21 protein-coding genes and 3 pseudogenes are annotated in these 23,597 nt (G+C 38.5%); 6 read left to right on the forward strand and 18 right to left on the reverse strand.

Features of this window, described 5'->3' with window-relative positions:
• Positions 1 to 44: 44 nt before the first annotated feature.
• On the reverse strand, positions 45 to 980 hold the full coding sequence (gene dmeF, locus H7R46_RS12670; protein ID WP_001175951.1) for a CDF family Co(II)/Ni(II) efflux transporter DmeF: 936 nt from the start codon (positions 978 to 980) through the stop codon (positions 45 to 47).
• A 55-nt stretch (positions 981 to 1,035) separates the two neighbouring features.
• On the opposite strand from dmeF, the gene H7R46_RS12675 reads away from it, so the two are divergent.
• Positions 1,036 to 1,305, forward strand: a complete 270-nt coding sequence (locus H7R46_RS12675) for a metal/formaldehyde-sensitive transcriptional repressor (RefSeq protein WP_000018740.1) — start codon at positions 1,036 to 1,038, stop codon at positions 1,303 to 1,305.
• 31 nt (positions 1,306 to 1,336) lie between these two features.
• On the opposite strand, the gene H7R46_RS12680 is transcribed toward H7R46_RS12675, so the two are convergent.
• The 14 genes and pseudogenes from H7R46_RS12680 to H7R46_RS12745 form a co-directional block, all read right to left on the reverse strand.
• On the reverse strand, positions 1,337 to 1,462 hold the full coding sequence (locus H7R46_RS12680; protein ID WP_000733641.1) for a YHYH domain-containing protein: 126 nt from the start codon (positions 1,460 to 1,462) through the stop codon (positions 1,337 to 1,339).
• Between the two features lie 91 nt (positions 1,463 to 1,553).
• The gene (locus H7R46_RS12685; protein ID WP_000895211.1) at positions 1,554 to 2,861 is read right to left on the reverse strand and encodes an MFS transporter; all 1,308 of its coding nucleotides are present in this window, start codon (positions 2,859 to 2,861) and stop codon (positions 1,554 to 1,556) included.
• An 80-nt stretch (positions 2,862 to 2,941) separates the two neighbouring features.
• Positions 2,942 to 3,580 (reverse strand): hypothetical protein, encoded by a 639-nt coding sequence (locus H7R46_RS12690; protein WP_000282061.1) that lies wholly within the window; start codon positions 3,578 to 3,580, stop codon positions 2,942 to 2,944.
• Between the two features lie 11 nt (positions 3,581 to 3,591).
• The gene (locus H7R46_RS12695) at positions 3,592 to 4,305 is read right to left on the reverse strand and encodes a HupE/UreJ family protein (protein WP_001165581.1); all 714 of its coding nucleotides are present in this window, start codon (positions 4,303 to 4,305) and stop codon (positions 3,592 to 3,594) included.
• A gap of 5 nt (positions 4,306 to 4,310) precedes the next feature.
• Positions 4,311 to 4,682 carry a hypothetical protein gene (locus H7R46_RS12700; protein ID WP_000181823.1) on the reverse strand — a complete coding sequence of 124 codons (372 nt, stop codon included), beginning with the start codon at positions 4,680 to 4,682 and terminating at the stop codon, positions 4,311 to 4,313.
• An 11-nt stretch (positions 4,683 to 4,693) separates the two neighbouring features.
• Positions 4,694 to 7,822, reverse strand: a complete 3,129-nt coding sequence (locus H7R46_RS12705; protein WP_000460236.1) for an efflux RND transporter permease subunit — start codon at positions 7,820 to 7,822, stop codon at positions 4,694 to 4,696.
• Between the two features lie 14 nt (positions 7,823 to 7,836).
• On the reverse strand, positions 7,837 to 9,312 hold the full coding sequence (locus H7R46_RS12710) for an efflux RND transporter periplasmic adaptor subunit (protein WP_001041870.1): 1,476 nt from the start codon (positions 9,310 to 9,312) through the stop codon (positions 7,837 to 7,839).
• Positions 9,313 to 9,322: 10 nt separating this feature from the next.
• Positions 9,323 to 10,522, reverse strand: a complete 1,200-nt coding sequence (locus tag H7R46_RS12715) for a TolC family protein (RefSeq protein ID WP_000039774.1) — start codon at positions 10,520 to 10,522, stop codon at positions 9,323 to 9,325.
• A 48-nt stretch (positions 10,523 to 10,570) separates the two neighbouring features.
• On the reverse strand, positions 10,571 to 11,026 hold the full coding sequence (locus H7R46_RS12720; protein WP_002086797.1) for a hypothetical protein: 456 nt from the start codon (positions 11,024 to 11,026) through the stop codon (positions 10,571 to 10,573).
• Positions 11,027 to 11,182: 156 nt separating this feature from the next.
• Positions 11,183 to 12,079, reverse strand: coding sequence for a hypothetical protein (locus H7R46_RS12725; protein WP_000589670.1), 897 nt, complete (start codon positions 12,077 to 12,079; stop codon positions 11,183 to 11,185).
• Between the two features lie 212 nt (positions 12,080 to 12,291).
• Complete coding sequence (locus H7R46_RS12730; RefSeq protein WP_001090272.1) at positions 12,292 to 13,335, reverse strand: YqaJ viral recombinase family protein; 1,044 nt, start codon at positions 13,333 to 13,335, stop codon at positions 12,292 to 12,294.
• Between the two features lie 168 nt (positions 13,336 to 13,503).
• The gene (locus tag H7R46_RS12735) at positions 13,504 to 14,547 is read right to left on the reverse strand and encodes a DUF932 domain-containing protein (RefSeq protein ID WP_000951122.1); all 1,044 of its coding nucleotides are present in this window, start codon (positions 14,545 to 14,547) and stop codon (positions 13,504 to 13,506) included.
• Positions 14,548 to 14,605: 58 nt separating this feature from the next.
• The gene (locus H7R46_RS12740; RefSeq protein ID WP_000058781.1) at positions 14,606 to 14,893 is read right to left on the reverse strand and encodes a hypothetical protein; all 288 of its coding nucleotides are present in this window, start codon (positions 14,891 to 14,893) and stop codon (positions 14,606 to 14,608) included.
• Positions 14,894 to 15,108: 215 nt separating this feature from the next.
• A pseudogene (locus H7R46_RS12745) lies at positions 15,109 to 15,474 on the reverse strand (glycine zipper family protein); the annotation flags it as partial.
• A gap of 75 nt (positions 15,475 to 15,549) precedes the next feature.
• Between H7R46_RS12745 and H7R46_RS12750 the strand changes: the two are divergent.
• Positions 15,550 to 16,757, forward strand: a pseudogene (locus H7R46_RS12750) (IS256-like element ISAba26 family transposase).
• A 36-nt stretch (positions 16,758 to 16,793) separates the two neighbouring features.
• Here the strand turns inward: H7R46_RS12750 and H7R46_RS12755 are convergent.
• A pseudogene (locus H7R46_RS12755) lies at positions 16,794 to 18,581 on the reverse strand (glycine zipper family protein); the annotation flags it as partial.
• 613 nt (positions 18,582 to 19,194) lie between these two features.
• Here H7R46_RS12755 and H7R46_RS12760 point away from each other — a divergent pair.
• Genes H7R46_RS12760 through H7R46_RS12770 form a run of 4 tightly spaced genes read left to right on the forward strand, consistent with a single transcriptional unit; the run spans position 19,195 to position 20,474 of the window.
• Positions 19,195 to 19,449: a hypothetical protein gene (locus H7R46_RS12760; RefSeq protein ID WP_005271760.1), complete on the forward strand. Its 255-nt coding sequence runs from the start codon at positions 19,195 to 19,197 to the stop codon at positions 19,447 to 19,449.
• A 2-nt stretch (positions 19,450 to 19,451) separates the two neighbouring features.
• Positions 19,452 to 19,580: a hypothetical protein gene (locus H7R46_RS19430; RefSeq protein ID WP_005271762.1), complete on the forward strand. Its 129-nt coding sequence runs from the start codon at positions 19,452 to 19,454 to the stop codon at positions 19,578 to 19,580.
• Positions 19,581 to 19,808 (forward strand): hypothetical protein, encoded by a 228-nt coding sequence (locus H7R46_RS12765; RefSeq protein WP_005271766.1) that lies wholly within the window; start codon positions 19,581 to 19,583, stop codon positions 19,806 to 19,808. It begins immediately after the preceding gene.
• Positions 19,809 to 19,820: 12 nt separating this feature from the next.
• On the forward strand, positions 19,821 to 20,474 hold the full coding sequence (locus H7R46_RS12770; protein WP_000838342.1) for a hypothetical protein: 654 nt from the start codon (positions 19,821 to 19,823) through the stop codon (positions 20,472 to 20,474).
• Positions 20,475 to 20,531: 57 nt separating this feature from the next.
• Here the strand turns inward: H7R46_RS12770 and H7R46_RS12775 are convergent, their stop codons facing one another.
• A complete protein-coding gene (locus H7R46_RS12775; protein ID WP_000284561.1) occupies positions 20,532 to 21,482 on the reverse strand; it encodes an inovirus-type Gp2 protein in 951 nt (316 codons plus the stop codon).
• Between the two features lie 386 nt (positions 21,483 to 21,868).
• Positions 21,869 to 23,584: a hypothetical protein gene (locus tag H7R46_RS12780; protein WP_005271769.1), complete on the reverse strand. Its 1,716-nt coding sequence runs from the start codon at positions 23,582 to 23,584 to the stop codon at positions 21,869 to 21,871.
• Positions 23,585 to 23,597: the final 13 nt, after the last annotated feature.

Genomic DNA, 23,597 nt, shown 5'->3' on the forward strand with positions numbered 1-23,597 from the left:
AGTGTTGTTCAAATTTCCTGATCCACCTCTAACCATTCAATAATTCAAATAAAATGTATTTCAACACTTGCATGCACAATTTCTTCATGGATAGAGAGTGCCTGTTTCACTACATCTGGTGTTAAATCTACACCTGTACTCTCTAAAGCCAAGATGCAAGAAAACTTGCCTCTACCAACTTTCCAAACATGTAAATCAGTAATATTAACTTGAGGAAATTCCTCTATAACCTCTTTGATTTCATCAACCACAGGGTGAGACATTTCTGCATCGAGTAGTGTCTTTCCTGTCTCATTTAATAATCCCCATGACCATTTAGCGACAAGAATAGCTCCAACTACACCTAATAGTGCATCTAAGAAACTCCAACCAAAATATTTCCCCGCAAACAATGCAACAATTGCCAATACAGAAGTAACCGCATCAGCTACTACATGCAGAAACGCCGCCTTTTGATTTAAGTCATGATGATCGTGGTGGTGGTCGTGTTCATGGTGATGATCATGCTCGTGGTGATGGTGGTGGCCTCCGTCATGTAATAACCATGCACAAACCAAGTTTACCAATAAACCAACAATTGCAATTGGTATTGCCTCATTGTAATGAATATTCACGGGATTCATTAATCGATCGATAGATTGAATACCCATTAAAAGTGCTACAACCATAAGTAAAATAGCACTACTGTACCCTGCTAGAATCTCAATTTTCCAAGTACCAAAACTAAATCGCTGATCATGAGCATAATGTCGGGCCATTCGATATGCGAAATAAGCTAAGCCGAGAGCAACCATATGTGAACTCATATGCCAGCCATCTGCGAGTAAGGCCATCGAATTAAAAATCCATCCCCCCAATATCTCTAGTACCATCATGATTGCTGTAAGAATTGTCGCAATCAGTATTTTCTTTTGTGCTAAAGGATTTCCTTCATCGAATTGATGAGAATGACGACGATCTAAGTTACTATGAAGTTGCATAAATTTTATCTTTCCAAGATACTCCCCCCAGTATATATTTTTTTTAGGAAAAATCATGTCTCATTTGCATCAAGATAAAAAAATACTTAATCGCATCAAGCGGATTCAAGGACAGGTTACTTCTGTTGAAAAGTCATTATTAACACCTGAAAGCTCTTGTCTTGAAGTATTACAACAAGTTGCAGCAATTAAAGGTGCTGTTAATGGGTTAATGCAGCAACTTCTTGAACAACATTTAAGAGAACATGTATTGAAAGGGGATCAAAATTTTGATGAAGAAGAAATGAAACAGTACTTATTATTATTAGATCGTTATTCAAAATGAGTAGAACAAAATGTTCTACTCATTTTTATTATTAATGGCAGTGACGATCCCCTGTCTTGCTATTCGTGTGGCAGCCTGAAGAATCAGTACCACCTGAATGAGCAAAAGCATTTGTTACCGCAAGCCCCATTAAACATACCAAGATTAGTTTTTTCATGTTGTTCCCCTTTTTTTATTGAACAATAAAATAAGCTTATAATTGTACAACAAACAAACGGAATCTTTCTAAGTCATTAGTCGAAAAAGAGTTATTTAGGCCACTTTTCATGATAGTCATCAATAATATATTCATGGACGTGTACTCCATTGATTCGATGCTGCTGCAAATGCTCATGATCTGGAGGTAAATCATCATGACTGTGGGGTAAAAGAGCCTCATCCTGTGATGGCCACAAACGCATTGCAAGTAATAAAGAAATCGTTGCAATCACTGCCATCGGTATAAAAGTTTGTAATGTTCCTATGTTAGTAGTGAGCCATCCAACCAAGGGATAAGTCACTAACCAGCAAGCATGTGAAAACGCAAATTGCGCTGCGAATAGAGAGGTCCTACTCTCACTCGATGCAGATTTTCGAATCAAACGGCCTGTAGGTGTTTGTGAAACAGAATATCCAATACCAAGCACAAACCAAAGTACAAGCAAACCATTATAAGATGTAATGAAATAACCACTTAACAGCCCAATTACAAGAATTGTTGTTCCCGTCAACATCACTGATCGATCTGGGAACTTATCCAATATCTTAGGCAAAATGAAAGCCGAAAGCATTGAACCAAATCCAAATAAACCAAAAGCCCAAGTAGTCGCATTTTCAGTTAGCTTAAATGTCGATTGAACCAATACCACGGTATTTACAATCACTACAGCGCTTGCTGACGCAATTGCTAAATTGAGAGCAAGCAATGCTTTAAGTCTAGGCGTATTAAAATAAATTTTAGCTCCCTGCTTAATACGGCTATAAACACCTCTAAACGCAGGTACTTTGGCAACTGGTAATTTCGCACTTACCACAAACAAAGCAGAACCGATAAAACCTAATACCGTTCCCAAAAATAAGTTGTGATAACTCATCAAAGTTAATAAAAATGCCGCGAGCATCGGACTAATAATATTTTCTAAATCATAGGCCAATCGTGATAATGATAGCGCATTGGTATAGTCTTTTTCTTCAGGTAAAACATCTGGAATCATTGCCTGAAATGTTGGTGTAAATGCAGCAGAAGCAGATTGCAAAATAAAAATGAGAATATAAATTTGCCAAATTTGTGTCACAAACGGTAGACACAATGCTGTTAATGCTCGAATAACATCTAGCCCAACCAATACTTTTTTTCTTGGTAATCGCTCAGCAAATGCAGATGCTATAGGCGCTACACCGATATAAGCAATCATCTTAATTGCCAATGCAATACCAAGAACTTGGGCTGCTTCCCCCTTTGCAATATCGTACGCCTGTAAAGCTAGGGCGATTGTGATTAACCCCGTTCCGATTAGCGCTATTACTTGGGCCAAAAACAAATGCCGATATGTTGTGTTTTTTAGTACTTCTAGCATCTTATGGATTCCTTTTAGAACCTGACTTCTTTAGCAATTGAATCTCCTTGGAATATTATTCCAAGGAGATTGATCAAAACTTAAAAGACTTTCTTCATTTCACTAAACTGCCCTTCTACAAGTAGAGTTACAGTCACTGGATTTTCCGTACGGTTACGCCAGAACCAACCATGCTTGCCATCAAAAGCTGCCTTTAAGACACCCTGCTGAGTTGTTTCATTCTTTCCTTTTCCATAGCCATGATAGAACCCTTTAGGAGCGTTCACTGGATCACCATGGGTATCATAATTAAGACCACCTCCAACAGCTTTCCAGTCAAAGTTGACACTTGCACTTTGTGGCATCGTCAGTTTCACTTCGGTTGCTTGGCCCGGTTTAAGCTCAATACTAATGCTCTCTTTATTAATAGCAGGCATAATCATTTGAGCATTATCAGTTGCCGTTTGAGTCGAAGTTTCTACTGATATTTGTTCAACACTATTCACTGCCTGTGCAGCATTGATACCATTTTCTGACTCTTCAGTTAGTGATTGTTTGATTTCTCCCATTTTCGTTAAACCAAGCACTTTACCCATACCTGTCGGATCAATTGCATACTCCGCAGGCATGACACAGGTAACTAGCACAATAACGGCACTTACGGCAGCAATTGCTGTTGATTTAATTAACTTTTTTGATGAAGGTAATTCGATATCTTTTGGAATTTCAGCGTTATACATAATTTAGATCCTTATTGAGTAATGAAGCCAGTAAGTTGATAGCCAACAAGTAAAAAACCGAGGAACATGAGGAAGACATTGCTTTGATAAGCTGTTTTAAAGAAATAAGGTGTCTTTCTCCAAAACGTCATTAATAACAAGATGATGCACAGAGCCATAAACTGGCCTAATTCAACCCCAATATTGAATGAGATTAAATTTGCCAACAGTCCATCACTCGGAACTTCATATTCCTGAATTTTTACTGCGAGTCCAAAACCATGAATCAGACCAAAAATTAAAGTCGCGATTTTCGTGTTTGGTTGAAAACCAAACCAACGCTGATAAGCCCCCAAGTTATCTAGAGCCTTATAAACAATCGAAAAACCAATGATTGCATCAATGATGTAGGCGTTTATCGAGATATTGTAATAAACACCCACCAGCATCGTAATCGAATGCCCAAGTGCAAATAGGCTGACGTACAAGCCGATATCTTTCATTCGGTATAAGAAGAAGATAATGCCAACAAGAAATAGTAAATGGTCATATCCAGTGACCATATGCTTCGCACCCAAATAGATGAATGGAATCACATGAATGCCATAAATTTCTTGAATATAGCCCTTATCACCTTCCGCTACTCCATGAGCAAAAAGTGTAGGGCTTACCAATGTAATGAATAAAGCAAGTAATAGCTTTATGTAAGCACTTAATTTCACAATGTGTGAAGCAATAATTTGCATGTATATCAAACTCCAAAATTTAAAATGAATTGAAAATCCATTAACTTTTTGGGCGGTTTAAAAATACGACTCACCATCAGATAAACATATTCTTTTGACCAATCTAAAATCGAAATCCCTTTTAAGAGATGAGCTAAAGCGGCCGATTTAAGTACGTCATAGCCAACAAAATGTTCATAGTAATTATCTTGGTGACTATGTGAATGTTGTTGGCTTATCTCATGATGGTGAGAGTTAATTGCATCAATTGAAACGTGTCTCTGAAATTCATTTTCAGTTACATGCTCTTTAAAGTGCAAACATAAAGCGAGACTGATCATGCAGACTAGCAACATCATCACAAATTTGTTTTGTTTATCTCGCAATATATTTGTCATTAAAGATGCCCCTAAACAACCTGTTTAGCAGCTTCGTTTGATTTTCTTGACCTACCTTGGTTAAACCACACATATAAGGTTGGCAAAATAATCAAAGTCAGTAAGGTTGATGAAATAATCCCACCAATAACAACAGTTGCAATTGGGCGCTGAACTTCAGAGCCAATGCCTACGTTTAAGGCCATCGGAATAAAACCTAATGAAGCGACTAAAGCTGTAATCAACACGGGACGGAGTCTTTCCATTGCACCATGTTTCACTGCATCAATGACACTTTCACCTTGAACTCTAAGTCGCTGAATGGCTGAAACAAGAACCAAACCATTCAGCACAGCAACACCCGATAAGGCAATGAAACCCACAGCCGCAGAAATTGAGAATGGAATATCACGTAGTGCTAAAGCAATCACACCACCTGTTAGTGCAAATGGCACACCTGTGAATACCAAGATACTGTTTCTAACATTACCTAAAGCCATATAGATCATGGCAAAGATCAGAATTAAAGCAATCGGTACTACAACCATAAGACGATTTGAAGCAGATTCCATTTGCTCAAACGTACCGCCCCAAGTCAGCCAATAACCATCTGGTAATTTAAAATCAGCATTCAGCTTAGATTGTGCTTCTGAAATGTAACTACCAATATCAGTTCCACGAACATTTGCTGTAATGACGATACGCCGTTTACCATTTTCGCGAGAAATCTGGTTTGGTCCTTGAACGTTTTTTAACTCGATCAATTCTGATAAAAGAACACTCGAACCATCAGCTAAGCTCACAGGAATCTGATACAGCTTTTCTAGATCTGTTACCGAGTTTTGATCCATACGTACCACAATGTCGAACTTTCGATCTCCTTCAAACACCTTACCTACTGTCTCACCTGTGATTAGGCTAGAAACCTGTTTTTGTACATCCTCTGCATCAAGCCCATAGTTGGCAATCATGTCTTTTTTCAGCTCAACAGAAACCATGGGTAAACCAGACATCTGTTCGACTTTAAGATCAGCAGTACCTTTGACTCCCTCTAAAATCTTAGCGGCAGCGTTTGCTGATTCAAGCAACTGCTCTAAATCATCACCATAAATTTTTACGGCAACATCTGTTCGGACACCTGAAATAAGTTCGTTAAAACGCATTTGAATCGGCTGTGTAAACTCATAATTGTTTCCATATACGCCTTTAGATACGCGTTCAATTTCAGCAACAACCGCAGACTTTTCCTTATCAGGATTAGGCCACTGACTACGAGGTTTCAGCATGACAAAGTTATCTGCTACGTTAGGTGGAACAGGATCAGTCGCAATTTCAGCAGTCCCCACTTTGGCAAAAATAGTCTGAACTTCTGGAATTTTCTTAATCTCTTTTTCTAACGTGTATTGCATTTCAATTGCTTGAGTCAACGACGTACCAGGGATACGCAAGGCATGTAGTGCTACATCTCCCTCATCCAAGGAAGGTATAAACTCTGAGCCTAAACGAGTCGAAAGACTTGCACTAAAAACAAAGAAAATAGAGACAAAAGCGATTAGCAAATATCTGTGATTTAAAGACCAATCTAGAATTGGGTTATAAAATCTTTTGATGCCATGGACGATTTTTGACTCTTCTTCTTTAATTTCACCAGTAGTGACCAATGCCACCATTGCAGGGACAAACGTAATTGAAAGAATCATTGCTGCCACTAAAGCCATAACCACTGTTGCAGCCATTGGTGTAAACATCTTTCCTTCAACACCAGTCAGAGTCATTACAGGTAGATACACCAAGATAATGATCAATTGACCATAGAGAATCGCTTTGCGGGATTCTTTAGTCGCCTCAAACACAGTCGTAAAGCGTTCTTGCCTTGTTAAAACTCGCCCAAGCTCTTTTTGTTTAATTGCCAACTTTGCTAAGGAGGCCTCAACAATTACAACAGCACCATCTACAATAATCCCGAAATCTAGTGCCCCAAGACTCATAAGGTTTGCACTAATTTTCTGGTTCACCATACCTGTGATTGTCATCAGCATGGATAAAGGAATGACCAAAGCGGTAATCAGCGCAGCACGGAAGTGACCAAGAAATACAAACAGAACAACGATTACCAGAATCGCACCTTCTAAAAGATTCTTTTTCACCGTCTGTATCGTTGCATCAACCAAAGTTGTACGGTTATAGACAGCTTTTGCTTCCACACCTTCTGGTAATGATTTTTGAACCTGTTGTAGCTTTTGATCAACAGCGTGAGCAACATTTCGTGAGTTCTCACCAATAAGCATGAATGCTGTACCCAGTACAATTTCTTGCCCATCTTTAGTTGCAGCACCTGTACGTAATTCGTGACCAATAGATATTTTGGCAACATCTTTCAATCTGAGGATATAACCATTGCTCGTCGTAATCGGGATATTCTGGACTTGCTCAATCGAGTTAATTTGAGAATCAGAACGAATTAAATACTGTTCACCATTTTTCTCAATATACCCCGAGCCTTTATTCATGCTGTTCTTAGAGATAGCCTCTAAAATTGTCTTCTGATCCAGCCCTATGCTACGTAAATAAGCATAATCAGGTTGAACTACAAATTGTTTGAGATAACCACCAATGGTATTGATTTCATTAACACCCTCTACATTTCGAAGCTGAGGTTTAATCACCCAGTCTTGTAAGGTGCGTAATTCCGTTGGTGAAAGTGGATTAGGATTGTTCTTGGCATTTTCAACGGTATACATGAAGATTTCGCCAAGTCCTGTAGAAACAGGCCCCATAGAAGTTGCAATTCCAACGGGAAGATTTGGTGTCACTCCTTGTAGCTTCTCATTGACTAATTGTCGGGCAAAATAAATATCCGTCCCTTCTTTGAAAATTGCCGTTACTTGAGATAGACCATATCGAGATACGGAGCGTGTATAGTCTAAATTTGGAATACCTGCCAAAGCAGTTTCAATGGGATAGGTCACTTGAGACTCCATCTCCATTGGAGAGAGTCCTTGAGCTTCACTATTAATCTGGACTTGTACATTCGTAATATCAGGGACTGCATCAATCGGTAACTTGAAATAGTTATAAACCCCTAATGCACCAACAAATAAAAATACGATAAGTACAAGCCAACGATTCTTAATCGAGAGCTTAACAATCTGGTCAAACATAGTCGCTACTCCCCTTAGTGGTCATGAGTAGCGCCAGATTTCCCTAGCTCTGCTTTTAAAAGATATGAATTTCCAGCGGCATAAACCTGTCCTACGCGTAATCCAGATTTAACTTCCACATACCCATTGTACTTTTCACCAAGCTCCAGAGGCCTAGCTTCAAAATCATTGCCAACACGAATGAATACAACATCCCAATCACGGAAGCTCTGTAGAGCATCTTCACGCACAACCATCGGCTTCAAACTTTGATTTTCAAAAATTTGGGCCGTGATTAACTGTCCTGAGCGCCACTTAAACTGGTTTGGTACTTCAATAAAGACCTGTGCTGTACGTGTCTTTGGATCAATGACATCACTGATATATTTAATTCGTCCTAAAGCTTCTTCTGTATCCACAGGGCTTTGAGGTTTAACTTTAACCTTATTGTTAGGATTTATAGCATTTAGCCTGTCAGCGGGAACATTAACAACTGCTAAAAGTTGAGAAGTATTTGCGATTTTAAAAATAGGTGTTGAAGAACTTACATTTGATCCAACAGCACCAAGGACTTCTAATATTGTTCCAGACATTGCAGCACGAACTTCAACAGTACCATTACTAGAACCACCATAAGAGTTGATTAAGTTATTCAACTCATTTGCACGAGTTTGTGCTGCGTCAAAGTCTCGTTTTGCTGAAATATAATCAATTTCAGGTGATACACGCTTTTGCCATAGCGCTCGTTCCTGTTCCATTTTTTGACGAGCAAACTGTAGGCTGTCCAAAGCAACTTTACGATCGGCATTCAAACGAATTACATCTTGGCTTTGAACTACAGCAAGTAAGTCTCCCTGACTCACCTTATCACCTAGATTACGGTAAGTTTTGATCAATGTCCCACTGGCTTTAGGCGTAATAAAGCTTTCAAAATTATCAGGAAACTTCAGTTCGCCTTTTAACTCCAAAGCATTTTCAAACATCTTTGATTCAACTTTTAAAAGCTCTAATCCACTGCTCTTAATACTACTGTCCAACATGGTGACACGGCCTTCCTTCGTATCCCATTTCCAAGTATGCTTTTTCCCTTGATAATCAACGTTTATCATCATTAAAAAGGAATGTGGCTCGTAAACAATTTCATTCCCAATTAAGTAATCACTCTCAGGTTGAAATTGAATATTTTGCTCGGCATCCAAACGTTTGATGTAGATATTTGCTGTTAAGTCTTCAGGTTTAAGTAGTTTATCTTTCAAATACCCATAAACACGGAGGTGTGGTTCCACTCCTTCCTCAAATATCTTGACCTCAGCAGAGAAATCTCCATCTCGATATAAACGACCACCGTGAGGCCCTTTCTCATCTCCAGCCACAGCTACTTTTTCTTCGGCGACCTCACCATGTGCGCTCGCTTGTGTTTTATTGCCCGATTTATACCAAGCAATTGCACATAAGACGATAAGTAAGGCAACGACACCAGTTGCAATCAATGTATTGGTTTGTTTATTCATATTCTTGCCCTTATTCTTGATCTAAATGAGTAATGTAGTTACGTTCGACATCTGCAATTTCAGTTTGCAAAGCCAACCACATATCGAATCGAGCAAGATGTTTGTCTAACCAAATTTGCTTAATATTATTGAATTCAAGTAAAGAGTTTTTCCCTGCTTGGTATCCCATTTCAGCAATTCGGAGACTCTCATTTGTTGCGGGCAAAACCGTTTGATCATATTGCTTAATCGCATCAATCAAGTTGGAAACCTCAATAGCCTTGTTTTCCAATTCAATTTTAGAATTACGATTCACAAGCACCGACTGTGTTTCTGCTTTCGTATGCTCTGCTTGAGCGATCGCAATATTGCCTTTATTTCGACTAAAAATATTGAGGGGTATTGATGTCGAAACCTGAAAGACTTTGTCATTGGTTTCTTGGTAGTTTCTAACCCCTACTCCCAAAGTAATATCTGGTATTGCTTCTTTACGAGCCAACTCAAACTGAGCTTTTTTCAGCTTTGAACTTAAAGTTGCTTCTTGCTCAGACAAACTTATTTTGTCTGTGAAATTAAAGCTTAGCGGAACCTCCAATGCACTACTGGGCAGGTTGGAAGTGAACTTAGAACATAGATTTTTCTGGAACTGAATCTTCTTCACTTCATTTTGATGGCGCAATTTCGACTCAGATGAAAGTGCTATGCTTAGTTGAGCATCGGAAGGAATTACTCGCCCGTACTTAAGACGTTCGGAAAGAACGTTAGCTTGTCTGGCATTCAATTTACTCTCAGAAGAATAAATTTCAGCACGCTGAGTAGCTACATACCAGTTCGCCATACAGATTCTTAAATCTGCTTTGAGTTCAGCCTGACGCTTTGCTATTTCGAACTGATTACGATCACCTTGAAAACTCGCAATCTGTTTTCTCAAGGAAAGTTTATTACTGAGGGGGATCTCTTGTGATAGCCCCAGCAAGGTTGTTGGGCCATCCAAATCTTTCAATTTTGAATTACCGAGATTATCCAACTCCATATTGAAAGTCGGATTAATTAATCTGCCAGCAAACTTTTGATTGATTTCATAAGCTTGCTCGGACTGCTGTAAGCTATTGAGTACAGCATCATTTGCGATTACCTGCTTTTGTAGTTCTGCATAATTCGTTTCTGCGAATACATTTGCTGCTGTTGCTACAAATCCACAGGTAAGAAATATCTGATATTTTTTAGACATGACTTTACCTATACAAAAAAATTAAAAACTATTTTTTGTATAGAAAGATCAATTACGTAGGACGATTAAATCTTTAGAGAAAGTATAAGAATTACTAAATACTAGAGGGGATCGCCGCTTTAAAAAGACTCGATAAACGGGCTTTTCAAAAAGCTGGAAAAAGAATAAAACTAGTGGAAGTGCGAAACTAAGAATAAAGATTGGATCTATGCTGAAATCACTATCAGAAGAAATTGGCTTTACTGAATGATGATAGATCGGCTCATCAAAATTCTTCCACGTATGTGCTTCTGCATCATGATCAGCAGAACTTTTTAGAGAATCATCTGAGTGCTGTAAAGACCAATGACTAGAAGCATCATCCTCTACAATGATACTCAACTCATGCTGATGTTCAATATTTTCAAGTAGAACAGGCGCCCACGCATGAACTCCCGTAATTGTTATGGTAAACAAAAACAGGACAAATGCGAGTATAAGCTTAGAAAACCTACTTGAACGCATAGTCATGAACATACTTCTGATTTGCTACCAAAATACTAAAAAGCGTTATTAAAGTAAATCCATCTCTCAAAAATTCTAGGAGTGAGTATTTTCTTATCTACAGTCCAAAATCTGCAAAAAAAAGAGTACAAGTACTCTTTTCTAACTAGGTCCATTTCAATTGAGAGCCTGCACAGAATGCTGCAACCCTTTCTGAATGTCTTGAACATGAGTTAAATCACTAAGCTGCTGACCCTGCTCTGGTTTTGGTTCATTGATATAAAACTCCTCAACAATATCCAGTCCCTCCTCACCTCCTACCTCAAATCTGGCATTACCATAACCTAGCCTTGCCACATGATCTAAAGCCTCCTGATAAAACCCTGCTGTCTTGCTTTGTCCATCGATCTGTTTGGCTGAAGTAATGGCTTCTTGTAGATTGATTCCATCACGTAAGGTTAAGTCCACGTAATAAATTGGGGTACGGTAACTTTGCGTTGTGCTTTTTCCTCGTAAGGTCAGTTGCAATGGCAAACATGAAAGTAAATCACCTGAAGCCGCATGGTAATAACGAAGCCGTGCAGCTAAGGTACGAATGCTATTGAAACCTGTAGTCCTAAAAATGAATGTACCCAACTCATCCGACTCATCTAGATTGACGTAAAGCCGCCCATAAGGCTTGCAGTGTCCACCTTGGGCCAAGGGGCATAAATCAGGTGATGGACATGGATGCTGTTCAACCCCGTTTTGTCCAAGTCGCTGACAGGTTTCACCATTACCAGTACAGATGGGCCGACCAGTTTGTCGGTCGAATAGAGTGTACTCAGCTCGCAAGTTGAGTTCAGGATCATTAAAAATCATCCGGACAGGAATGGTTCTGAGTTTCTGGTTTTGTGCCTTGGCTCTTAGCTGCTCATCCAGTGGGTGTTTCACCCAGCCATCCTTATTCTGAATTTGGCTAGTAATCGTAAATTGATCATCTTTTTCAGGCAGACGTTTACCATTCTTTTCGACCACTTTACCGATACTAATTCTGCCGAGTATTGGCGGTGTAATCGCTAAACCTTTGATCATGTTGTTTGTCCTATAAGTAAAATTTTACTGATTACCCCTTGCTATGTAAGTAAACAGAAATATGAAAAGCTACGACTTCGCAAAAACCGCCATTGTTGGTCTACCGCTCCTTCGGGAGTCGGTAGATCGGGGGTGGTTTTTTTGCGCTTTTGGGAAGAATGGATATTTCATGCATATATAGTTAGCGATATAGATGCATGGTTTTGATCGGGTCAGTCATCATTGCTATAGATTTGAAAACGTCGTGTCCCCACCTTGTTTTGTGGAAACTCATTGATTAGTTCAGGATGCATTTTCAATACAGCCTTATTATCTAAAGCAATGGAGTCTTTAGATCGTTTCCACGTCACTGAACCATTGGCAAAAGTTGCTCGTTCAGCATCTTTCATTAACATCTGAATTTGATGCTTAGTTTCATCAAAGCTGTTTTGGTGTTTTTCAATATGATGCTTTTCTTGAATCAGTTGAGCAAACAACTGATTGGCTTGTTCATTTTGACTGAGATCTTCGACACTGAGTGGAATATGTTGAGGATAGAGTTGCTGAATGGCTTTAGCTGCCGATTCACTGGCATCGACTGAAGGTGGCGTGTCATTTTCCACACACTCCCAAAAGTATCGCTCTGCATTCACAATATGTTGAATGACTGATTCACTGCGTGCCACTTTATAGATACGAGTTTCATGACCACAGATCAGCACACAAATATGCGCTGCCTTTTTGCCTGTTACAGCGAGTTGATGTTGCACCTGACACAATACGTATAAAGGCACACCATCTCGCCATAACTTTGCTCCATATTCCCCTGCGGTTTTGCATTCTAAAATCTGTACTTCCTCACTACCTACCACCGAGTAATCTAAGTTAGCCAGCATAAAATGCTTATCCTCATCAGGATGTTGTAGTACGGCATTGATACGACGAACTTTGTTGTTGGTATGCATGCTGTAGTATTCAGCGACCAAAGGTTCAAGTTGTTTACCCCAATATAAAGGGGCATGACCTGTGCTTTCATCTTCAATGGATTGTTTAACTCGACCTGTCTTGATCATCCACAGTTCTAGCATCGACATATAGGGATTAAGTCCACAGGCTGCGGCACAGTCACTACTGCCAATACCTTGGCGTCTGACTTCAAGCCATTCTGCTTGAGTCATATTCTTTGTATTGACCAAGCGTTTGGCTGTGAATAATTTTGGGGCAATAAATGGGGTACTTGCCTGTTGCATAGATGGATTTAAAATTGCGGTATTCATATTGAAGTCCTGATTATTTTGCTATGTAAAATGATGGGGATCACAAAAAATGGGCATAAAAAAACCACAGCCGAAGCTATGGTTTTAATAATTTTTAAAATTCGAAATTCCATTTAAAAATGCTTAGTTAGGTCTAACTTTCCATGATTGAAAAATGTATATTCCGCACTATGCAAGCATGTTAAGTGCCTGTTCCAATCCTCGTTGTTTGATCGATGCGCCAGCACCAAACCAAGCTGAATCAAGCCGGTGATCGGTACTCATGGCACGACGTTCGTGGTCTATAAATTCTGTGATTGAACACAGTAATCCATAGGCTGTTCCTTTGGCTGAACTTAGCTCCGCACCTCGTCCTTGACCATTAAACATTTCCATAGCTCGACTCATCGATTTGGCATTTGGTTCAGCTTTGTCCTTGCCATTGGCTTGGGCTTGTAAGGCTACATCACGGTAGAACTGGATGATGTTGTCCTCCTGATCCACCACGTTGTTCATTGTGCTGTTATTGAACACGGCATCAAAGTAAGCGGATGCTTCCATCTGACTCACTTTACGTTGTGTCAGTTGCTTCATTTCATACATGTGTTCATCCCATGCACGTACTGAAATACCGAGTTGCTGTTTGACCTTATCAGCATCAAATTTAGTACTGTGTGGAACTTTGACCACACCTGCACTGCTGTTCTGTCCTTTTAAGGCAATCGCTAAAGTATTGTTGCACACTACTCGGATCGAGGTAAATTGTGCGGTGGTGGCAAGGGTTCCGTCACATGCTGTTGCCAAGAGCATATAGCCATTACTGACATCTTTGCCCTTCAACATGGATGTTTGCCCTGTACGTGCTAGTGCCCAGAATTTCTTGCCACCTTTGAGTACACCTGCGGTTTCAAGTTCAAAACCTGATTGCTCGGTGAGGTCACGATAGAATTCTAAAATCTCTCTCGGTTGCACTTCCTGAAAGCGTTGACTGACGACTGACAGTGGAGCATGGGTATCAGAGCGATATAAAACTCGTTGTTCTTCATAAGGCATGATGATGCTTTGCCCACGGTCATTCTGCGCCATATAACTGACATTAGAAGATTCAATCCGCCAATCCATACCTGCCTGCTGTGCCCAGACTTCAATCGGTTGGTTTTGTGTCAGTTGATTCCCTAGTCCGTGCCAAGGGGTTTCTCCGACATACGCCATTTGTTCAAGTTGATGTGCCATAGTTTTATTCCTTTTAATTTGAAAATGAAATTTGAATTTGTGTGGTTACTAACGATCTTTAATGCAAAAGGTGCGCTGGAAACTTTTGGTAGCAGTTGTGGCAGAAGCATAAATTCTGCTGTGGTGGTGTGCTTTGTTCGGTAAATGAATTCAACACACTGCCGAGTACCGTTCCTGCTATTCCACCGACAATCGGTGGCAGATTGAAAGACTTTGCGACCGTGGTTCCCAATGCACCCAATGTGGTCGGTGTGACCAAATTGGTTAAGGTCGTATTTGATTGTTGTGTACTTGCTTCAACCAATATCACATTCGTTGAATGGCAAAAGGGACAGCTCAAGCTCATAGCTCGACTCCTTAAATTTTGTGCATAAAAAAAGCCTGCTCGATGGCAGACTTTGTTTTCATATTTTCATGAAGAACTCAAAAGAGTTTCATGATTCTCATTAGGATATTATGTGTCTGAAATTATTTGGAATAACTTTTAATTTACTAATTCAATTAGTAAATAATCTCTCCAATTTTTTATTTCAAATACAACTATCAATATTATTCCAACACTCAAGCAGGTTTAAGCTGATGAGTACGATTAGGCTGTGCTGAATCAGGTTTGGCAAGTTCCCTATAAATCTCTAATTGACGATTAATTTCATTAATTTTTGGCTGTAGATCAACTGATATAAAATTACTTGACTCATCAATAGCCACCCAACCAGCTTGAACCTTTTCCATTTCATTACCTTTTTGCAACTTATGTAATATCCATTGGTTCAGATGATAGGCACGCATATAAGCTTCATGTTGATAGATCAATAAAGTACTAAAAGTAATAATACGATCAGCATTATTCAACATATGAGTTTCAAAACTTTGTAGCTGTTTGAATAGCACATTTGTTCGATGAACCAATAAATTTTCATTGAACCAGGGACTGTTCTAAATTTTGTGTAAGTACTTAATTTTCATTTATCCTTCAGAGGATAATTACAAAAGGTACTTCACATGGATGAAGCAACAATCAAAAGTATGGCTGCCGAATTGGCTAAAGGTCTAAAAACACCAGAAGACTTAAACCAAATGACAGCAGTCTTTAAAAAATTCATGATTGAAACTGCACTCAATACTGAACTTTCAGACCATCTCGGTTATGAAAAGCATCAGCCCAAGAAAGGCTCAAATAGCCGTAATGGGTTTAGTTCTAAAACCATTACAACTCAAGATGGACAACTGGCTTTAGATATTCCCCGTGATCGAGAAGGTTCATTTGAGCCACAAATTATAAAAAAGCACCAAACACGCATCACCAGTATGGATGACCAAATCCTCTCACTGTATGCAAAAGGAATGACTAATAGGGAAATTGTAGCCTTCTTCAAAGAAATGTACGATGCCGATGTGTCAGCATCTCTCATCAGCAAAGTTACCGATGCTGTGATTGAGCAAGTGACTGAGTGGCAAAATAGAGCCTTAGATAGCCTTTATCCTGTTGTCTATCTTGACTGTATTGTTGTCAAAGTCCGTCAGCACTCCAATGTGATTAACAAGTCCGTATACCTTGCTTTAGGCATCAATATGGATGGGCAAAAAGAATTACTGGGTATGTGGATTGCTCAGACAGAAGGTGCCAAATTCTGGCTGTCAGTCATGACAGAGCTAAAAATCGAGGAGTACAGGACATTCTTGTTGCCTGTGTAGATGGATTAAAAGGCTTTCCTGACGCGATAGCCTCTGTTTACCCTCATACTGATATTCAACTGTGTATCGTGCATGTTGTACGCAATAGCCTGAGATTTGTAAGCTGGAAAGACTACAAAGCTGTTACGTCGGGTCTGAAAGCGATTTATCAGGCAAGTACAGAGGAAAATGCTTTAAAATCCCTAGACATCTTCTGTGATCAATGGAATCACCAGTATCCCAAAATTGGAGAATCCTGGCGGGCCAATTGGGAAAATATCCGAACGATCTTTAGCTATCCAGCCGAAATACGTCATGCAATTTATACAACAAATGCGATTGAGTCGTTGAATAGCGTAATACGCCATTCAACGAAGAAAAGGAAAATCTTTTCATCTGATGACTCAGTAAAGAAGGTCATTTACTTAGCAACATCAAATGCTGCGAAGAAATGGACGATGCCAATTCAAAATTGGCGTTTAGCAATGAATTGGTTTACGATTCAGTTCGATGATCGATTAAAAGATCATTTATAAAAAATGGAACTTACACAAAATAATTTACAGGCTCTTGAACCACGCTGCGAATTCAATGAGTAATTTCACTACGATATCTCTCTGATTACACAAGGCTTCTCGATTCATACTATTTGCACCTGTAGAACCAGCAACCCCTCCCATATATGCACCAATACCACTCGCAACAATGACTCCAACACCACCTGTAGCAAGACCTGCTAATGCGCCGAGTAGCATTGACCCTGTCATTGCACCTCCAGCAATTGCAGCAGTTTCTTTGCCAACATTTTTTAAGTATTGCTCGCCATCCACTTTACCTGAATTAAAATCACCATAATTACGATATGCCGCTAAACCAATCGTTAATAGTGGGATTGGTAGCATATCTCCTACATCCGCAAAATCTGAAACTTGCTCTAGTCCTACACCAGTAGTTTCCTGAACAGCTTCATAGCTTAAAGTGGTATCCACTAACACCATCGGATGATTACCTAGCTGCTCTGCAAGTTCACTGTTCACAATCACTGGAATATCTGGATACTTATCAAAATGACTTAATACATAATCAGCATCCATTGAGCACTTAACTTGCATCGGTGTGCCATCAACAATCAAATCATAACCAGCTTGGTTTGCGCTATCGGGAAATTCAACTGTATGTCCTTGTTGTTGTAAATTCAGTGCAACCTGTTGTTCAGCAACATAACCAGTTAAACGAGTCACTGCTCCTGCACTATCTAGTGTATTCGCTGAAATGTCTTGTAAAGTATTTAAGTTTTCAGGATTTCCTTTTGATGCAAAGCTCAATGCATCTAATACAGATGGATCAATATGTGCATAATCCCAAATTAATCCTAAAGAATATGCGGATGCCGTTAAGCCCACACCCACCTTTAGCCCTTGATCAGATAATATTTTTTCTAGCTCTTTTTGTGCTTTTTGATTTTGGTTAAGACACTCAACAATTTTTTTATTTTTCAAAAGTTTTGGTGCACTCGCAATAATTCCTTCACTATATGGAATCTGCGAATCACGCCCTCCAAAAAATGTACCAACTCCCTTACTAAAACTATTTAGCCCACGTCCCATGTCAGCTAAGAAATTCGTATCTTCAGGACGAGTTGCAATAACGTCTTCTGGTAAAAGGGCTGTTATAGCACGATTGAGTAGATTCCCTTGTAATGCTCTATCTTTCGCATCGTCTATAGAGCAAAGTAAATATACAGCATATTGCAAATCACCAAACTCTCCTTTTTCCTGATTATAGATAACATTCTTCCGCATTATTAAACATTCAAGATAATCAAAATATAATGTTTCTTGATAAGAACAATGCTCAAAATAGTACTCAAACTTTTCTATAGCGCTAGTATAGATTTGACTACGTTTGTACACTATCGCCTGTGCTTTAATGACAGCATTGCTAGGCTCACGCTCAAATAAAATTTTTAAGATCTCTCGACTAATCTGTAAATGTTCACTTTTTTCAATCTTCGATAAATACCGACTGACTAATTCAGAAATATTCATCGACGCTTGATGCTTGAGTTTGAATAAAATACATTGCTCTAACCAAGCATAATTTTTTGCATGCCCCTGATAGTGAGGGATAAATACTGTTTCAATCAATTCAACCAATTCTAAAGCAACGCCAATTTCCTCAGATGAATTGATAGAAAATTCCCATTTTTGTGGAATAGTCACACTAAATAAGCGAGAGAAAAACCCCGAATTAAGATCAGCTTTTTCTTGAGTAACTAACATCAACATATCTTCTGGAGTAAGTGTATGTTTTTGAGTTTTAATTCTATCTAGTCGTACTTTAAGTAATTTAAAATTCATATATCCCCCTAATTTTTTGAATTTTCAGATAATTTACTATTTTAGACATCAGAATTATATTACTTAAAATTGAAAAAGTACTAGTGTATTAAAAATAATAAAATTATTGATTTATTTATATATTTTCATTAGCTGAATTGACTAAACCCATCCTTAATTTTATCATTCAACTGCTGGCCTACATTGTCAGTCGGTTTTAGCAGACCGTTTCATACAGCGCATCAGGGTTTATTCTTCTGAGTATCTCTTATGCGTAAAACCTTCTCGTCCCCCTTTGCGGTAGAACGGGAGGGGGACGCGTCCGCGCGTGCTGGTTCTGTATGTCCAGTCTGCTAACCCCTTTTCGTTCTGCCACCATTATTTAGCAGTAAGTTGGTAGAGCTTCTTAATACATACAGGAGTAGTCGCCATGACTAAACTTTTTCTATCTTTATTGTTTTTCCTAAAACGATTTTCTATTCCTCTATTGCATTAACAGCATTCATAAATTTTTTGCTTATTTGACTAATCTAAACGCTGTCTAGCCTTGGAAAGCTTTGTCACATCTACACTTTAGTTCATTCAGCAAAATTTATTACACATCAAATAACACAATAAAAAATTAGGGGAAATGATGAAAACGCTTACTTCGCTTGCACTCATCTCACTTACATTGATGATTGCAGGTTGTGCCAGTAAAACAGAACGCCAATTTATCAGTGGTTGTAAAACAGGCGGCATTGATGGCAATACCTGTTCATGTATCTACGACAAACTTGAAGATAAATATGGAGAGGATGGTCTTAAAAACAATCTGTACACCCTTCAACAAACTGAATCCTTCCAGATGGATATGGTCAATGTGTCCTATCAGTGTATGAAGGAGTAGCCATGAGAACACTTGCAGGCATTATCTGCGTCATCGCTGTGATTTGTGTACTGGGTCTACCCTTCATTAGCTTCATGATCGTGATGGGACTATTTATTGCATTGGCAAAATATGCAATTGGGGGAAAGTAAATGAATTCAAATATTAAGACATGGGTGATTAGTAGCTACTTGGTGATTGGTTTTTTCTTTGCCATCTATCAACACTTTTGGGGACAGTATAACTACAAGCCATTTACTTACAATTTGGGGCAAGGCTTAGTGTGGCCTGCTGTAATGTTTCCAGTCATCGGTAAAATTGTTGGTGGAATTTTGATTCTACTATTCGTCTGGTTTGTTGTTATTCGTCCTAAATTATAAGGGAGTGCAATCATGAAATCATTATTTTCCACCATTGCCTTGTGTTCCCTGTTAATGGCATGTAGCCAGAACAATCAACCACCAAAAACTGATACTTCAGGTGAGCCTACCAATAATGCTGCTCAGCATACTCAATCAATCTATGCTCCTTATACCGAGGAAGCAGTTAAAGCTAAACTCAATGAAATGCAGATGATTATTGACAATGGTCATGTCTATTTACCTGCTGAGGTCAAGGAAGCGGAGTCTTATATCAGTGGATGGAATAAGTATCCTGATGTGCTGAAAGCCATGATGGAAACTGACCTTAATCCAAACAACACTCAGGAAGCTGCTGACATTCCGCTTGAGAATGAATCTGCACAAGTTAGCGATCTAAATGTTAAGGCTCGCATTAGTGCTAGAGAATCTCAATCTGCTTTTAATGTACAAGGGGCAATTGAATATATTCTTGAAATTCAATCGACCAGCAATCAGCCTTTTGTTCTACAAGGCATGAAAATTAATCGTGGTCGTTGTGGTTATTACACCGCTGACTTTCATAGCAAGATGCCTGTGCAAATGAGCTATAGCTCTACAGTATCGTACTTATTGAAATGCCGTGGTGATCAGGTGCTTGAAGCTGAATTAATCACCGATCAAGGAAATGTAAGTTTGTCTTTTTGATGTCAAACTGTACAAGATAGAGAATACATCTGATAGTCGTGTTCTCTATTTTTAATATCATAATGACTCATTTTGTTCAATATCTCTGCGCCATTTTACTTCAAACTGACCTGTACCAAAAGTCCGCATCTGTGGAGAGGTTTTAGCCCGTAAGCGCTGATCTTCTTTTTCAGGATTGACCAAGTACATCGCTGCACGAATCGCATTTGTAACTTGTATTGGTTGATCACGATGAATCATTCCAACCCCAAGCAATCCATTTTTATCAAATTTTTCCTTGTTGTCTTTGGTATTACAGTTGTAGTGAGTACCCTGTTGATTGGTGATGTGCTTCCAATACTCAGCCACCAGTTTTGCTAAACCTGAATCCTCTATACGACTATTCCCATCATAGATGAGTAATAAATGGCAGTGATAGCCTTTTTCTACACCCTGCTCTAATGCCCATACATAACCTTGTAAGTGCTTAAAACAGGTATCTTTATTTGACATACGATTACATAGAATATCCAATGCATACTTAAAGTCTTGAATACCCCAATGGATTTGATATTCTTTAAGAATAGAGATATCTACTCGAACAAACTGTAATCTAGCATAGTGTGTAAGCAGTTTATTTAGGTAGCATTCCAGTTTAAAGCGATTACGTTGTTCTTGACGCTGAAAATCGAATTGTTCTCGTATTGTATTTTTCATCTCATGTTGAATTATGCCTTGAATATGGAAGATGTGGTTTAGTTCAAATCGTAAAATATCTTCATAAAGATGGGAGTCCAATTTATCCATAATGTAATCTACGAGATTAATCACTCTTTTGAAAACATTAATGATTCTGGAATAAGTAAAATCTTCTCTGTAAATCACCTTAAAAGCACACACAGCATCCAACAGCTCTCGCTTGAATTCTTCATGATCATCAACAAATTGCTCATGGCATGTACTAACCATAAAATCTTCGATTGAGATAAGAATGGATGATTCACTTTCTAATGGATTATTCTGGTACATTTAGGTTCTCACTGAAACATAAGGTTCATATCTAAGTGAGAGATGTAAAATTTTACTGATCATGATTCTAAAGCAGGATGTTGTGGTCATCCTGCTTAGCTGAACATGCTTAGAGACTTTGGAACATACTATAGGGTTAATTTAGAATGCTTTTAGTGATTTGATATTGATACATTGTCTATAACCCATTTGAGTATGGGCTATACTTAACTAAATAACTCACTGTATTTAATCAACGATATAAGTTATTGTTTATATTATTAATAGATAATAATATATATTACCTGTTAAGCAAACCTGTCTAGACTGACCATTACCCCGCTGTCCCATACAGCGAGAATAACCAAATTATGGGAATGTTGCAGAAGCTAAAGTTACGCTACTTTTTAATTCAGCAATTCAGTTCCTCCTGTATAAAACTGATCCAGCAATCCATATTTTTTCATGTCATTAACACTAGGTTCAGTGAATTTCAGCAAACAGTCTTCACTCGAAAATTCATCCTCTTTCTCACGAATTGGATAAGGCATATCGATCAGAAAAAACTCATCTTTAGTGAGTGTTGAATCGGGCACATAGATACAACTATACATTTTCTGCGACTCGACTTTTGGTATAATTTGAAAAAACTTGCCTGCTACATGACTGAGTCTTCGTGTACTTTTTAAAAATGGTAAAATCTGATTTTTGGCAATCAAATTCAAACAAAATAATAAGAATTCCAGGATGACTAGTTGCTCCTGCTTCTCCAGCTTCTGAATCTGTATTTGAATGTCTGCATCTAGGTCGCCTTTTTTGATTAAGCCAGGATTTGCAATCAATTCCAAACGGTATTTTTCCTGAAAGACAAAAGGATAAATATCTTTTTCAATTGTAGTTCGATTTAAAATATCCACACCATATAACAGTGAACCCTGTATAATCTGCTGACGTAAACCCCGCTGATCAAGCAGTCTGCAACACCATGATTCAAAATAACATTGCATCATGGTCAAATTTGAATCCAAATCATTCAATTTGATATGTTGTTTCTTTTTATTGATTGATGCTTGTTTGAACACTTTTGCAAATACTGTCAAATCTCCTTGTTCCTGATGGCATTGTTGTAATTGTAAATAATGAATTAGACATTCTTTAATGAAACTAGAAATCGTCTCCTGAACTTGTGATGAAGCCTGGATACGCTCAATCATTGTTCCAGTAATAATGTTGATTATATCTGAATCAAGACGCTTAAGAACCAATTCCGTAAGATGATTGAGATCGCGTGAGTTGTCAGAATCCAACGGCTGCACCTGCTCAGAAATTACCGTAAAAATATCAGCAATCATTTTTATTTCAAAATGATGTCTTTCACTGGCTTCCGATATATAAAACCGACCATACCGAGCATGATTGCCCCAAAAGGCATGAGATAAATTCAACATGTAGATTGGCGTTATATTTTTTATAAATTTGTTATTGATCGTCCCATGCACATGTACCCGAAGCAAACCTATTTTTTTCAAAAAGCAGATCGAATCAAATATTGCTTGCTTATTTAACCCTGTTTTAGCAACCAGTTGTGTTGTACCTATATTACGTATCACCCCATAAACATCACATGAGCGAGTCAGGTGTAATAGCGTCAATAATACCCTAAAATCCAGTTTTTGTTCGGGTAGTAAATCAAACTTTTTAGTGGTCACTCTGACTTGAGATAATTTGATAAAAATAAGCATTAAAAGGTCAAACTGCTTAATCGCTCTCTTAAGGCGGACATACCTATGATGGGATGTTTCATGTTGATTAACTTTACTCAATAGCTGATTTAAATAATCTAAATTCAGCTGTATGGTTGTAACTCTTGCCCGCCGACCTGTTTCTGGATATGAAAACTCCAATATCTCAAAGCCTGATAACTCCTCCAATACCAGTTTTAATTTTTTATGTTGCACACCTATCTTTTCAGACAATTCCAACAATGAATCGTTGGTTTTTTGTGTACCAAAGAGACTAATAAATTTAATCAGCACCAGTCTAGCGTAGGAACTTAATCTATGTGGTGATAACTCATTAAAATTAAAAATGAGCTGCTTATGCTCTTCTGTCATTTCATCCATACATTTTTATTCA

This window comes from Acinetobacter sp. BEC1-S18-ESBL-01 (assembly GCF_014169935.1).
In the GTDB taxonomy this organism is placed as follows: domain Bacteria; phylum Pseudomonadota; class Gammaproteobacteria; order Pseudomonadales; family Moraxellaceae; genus Acinetobacter; species Acinetobacter pittii.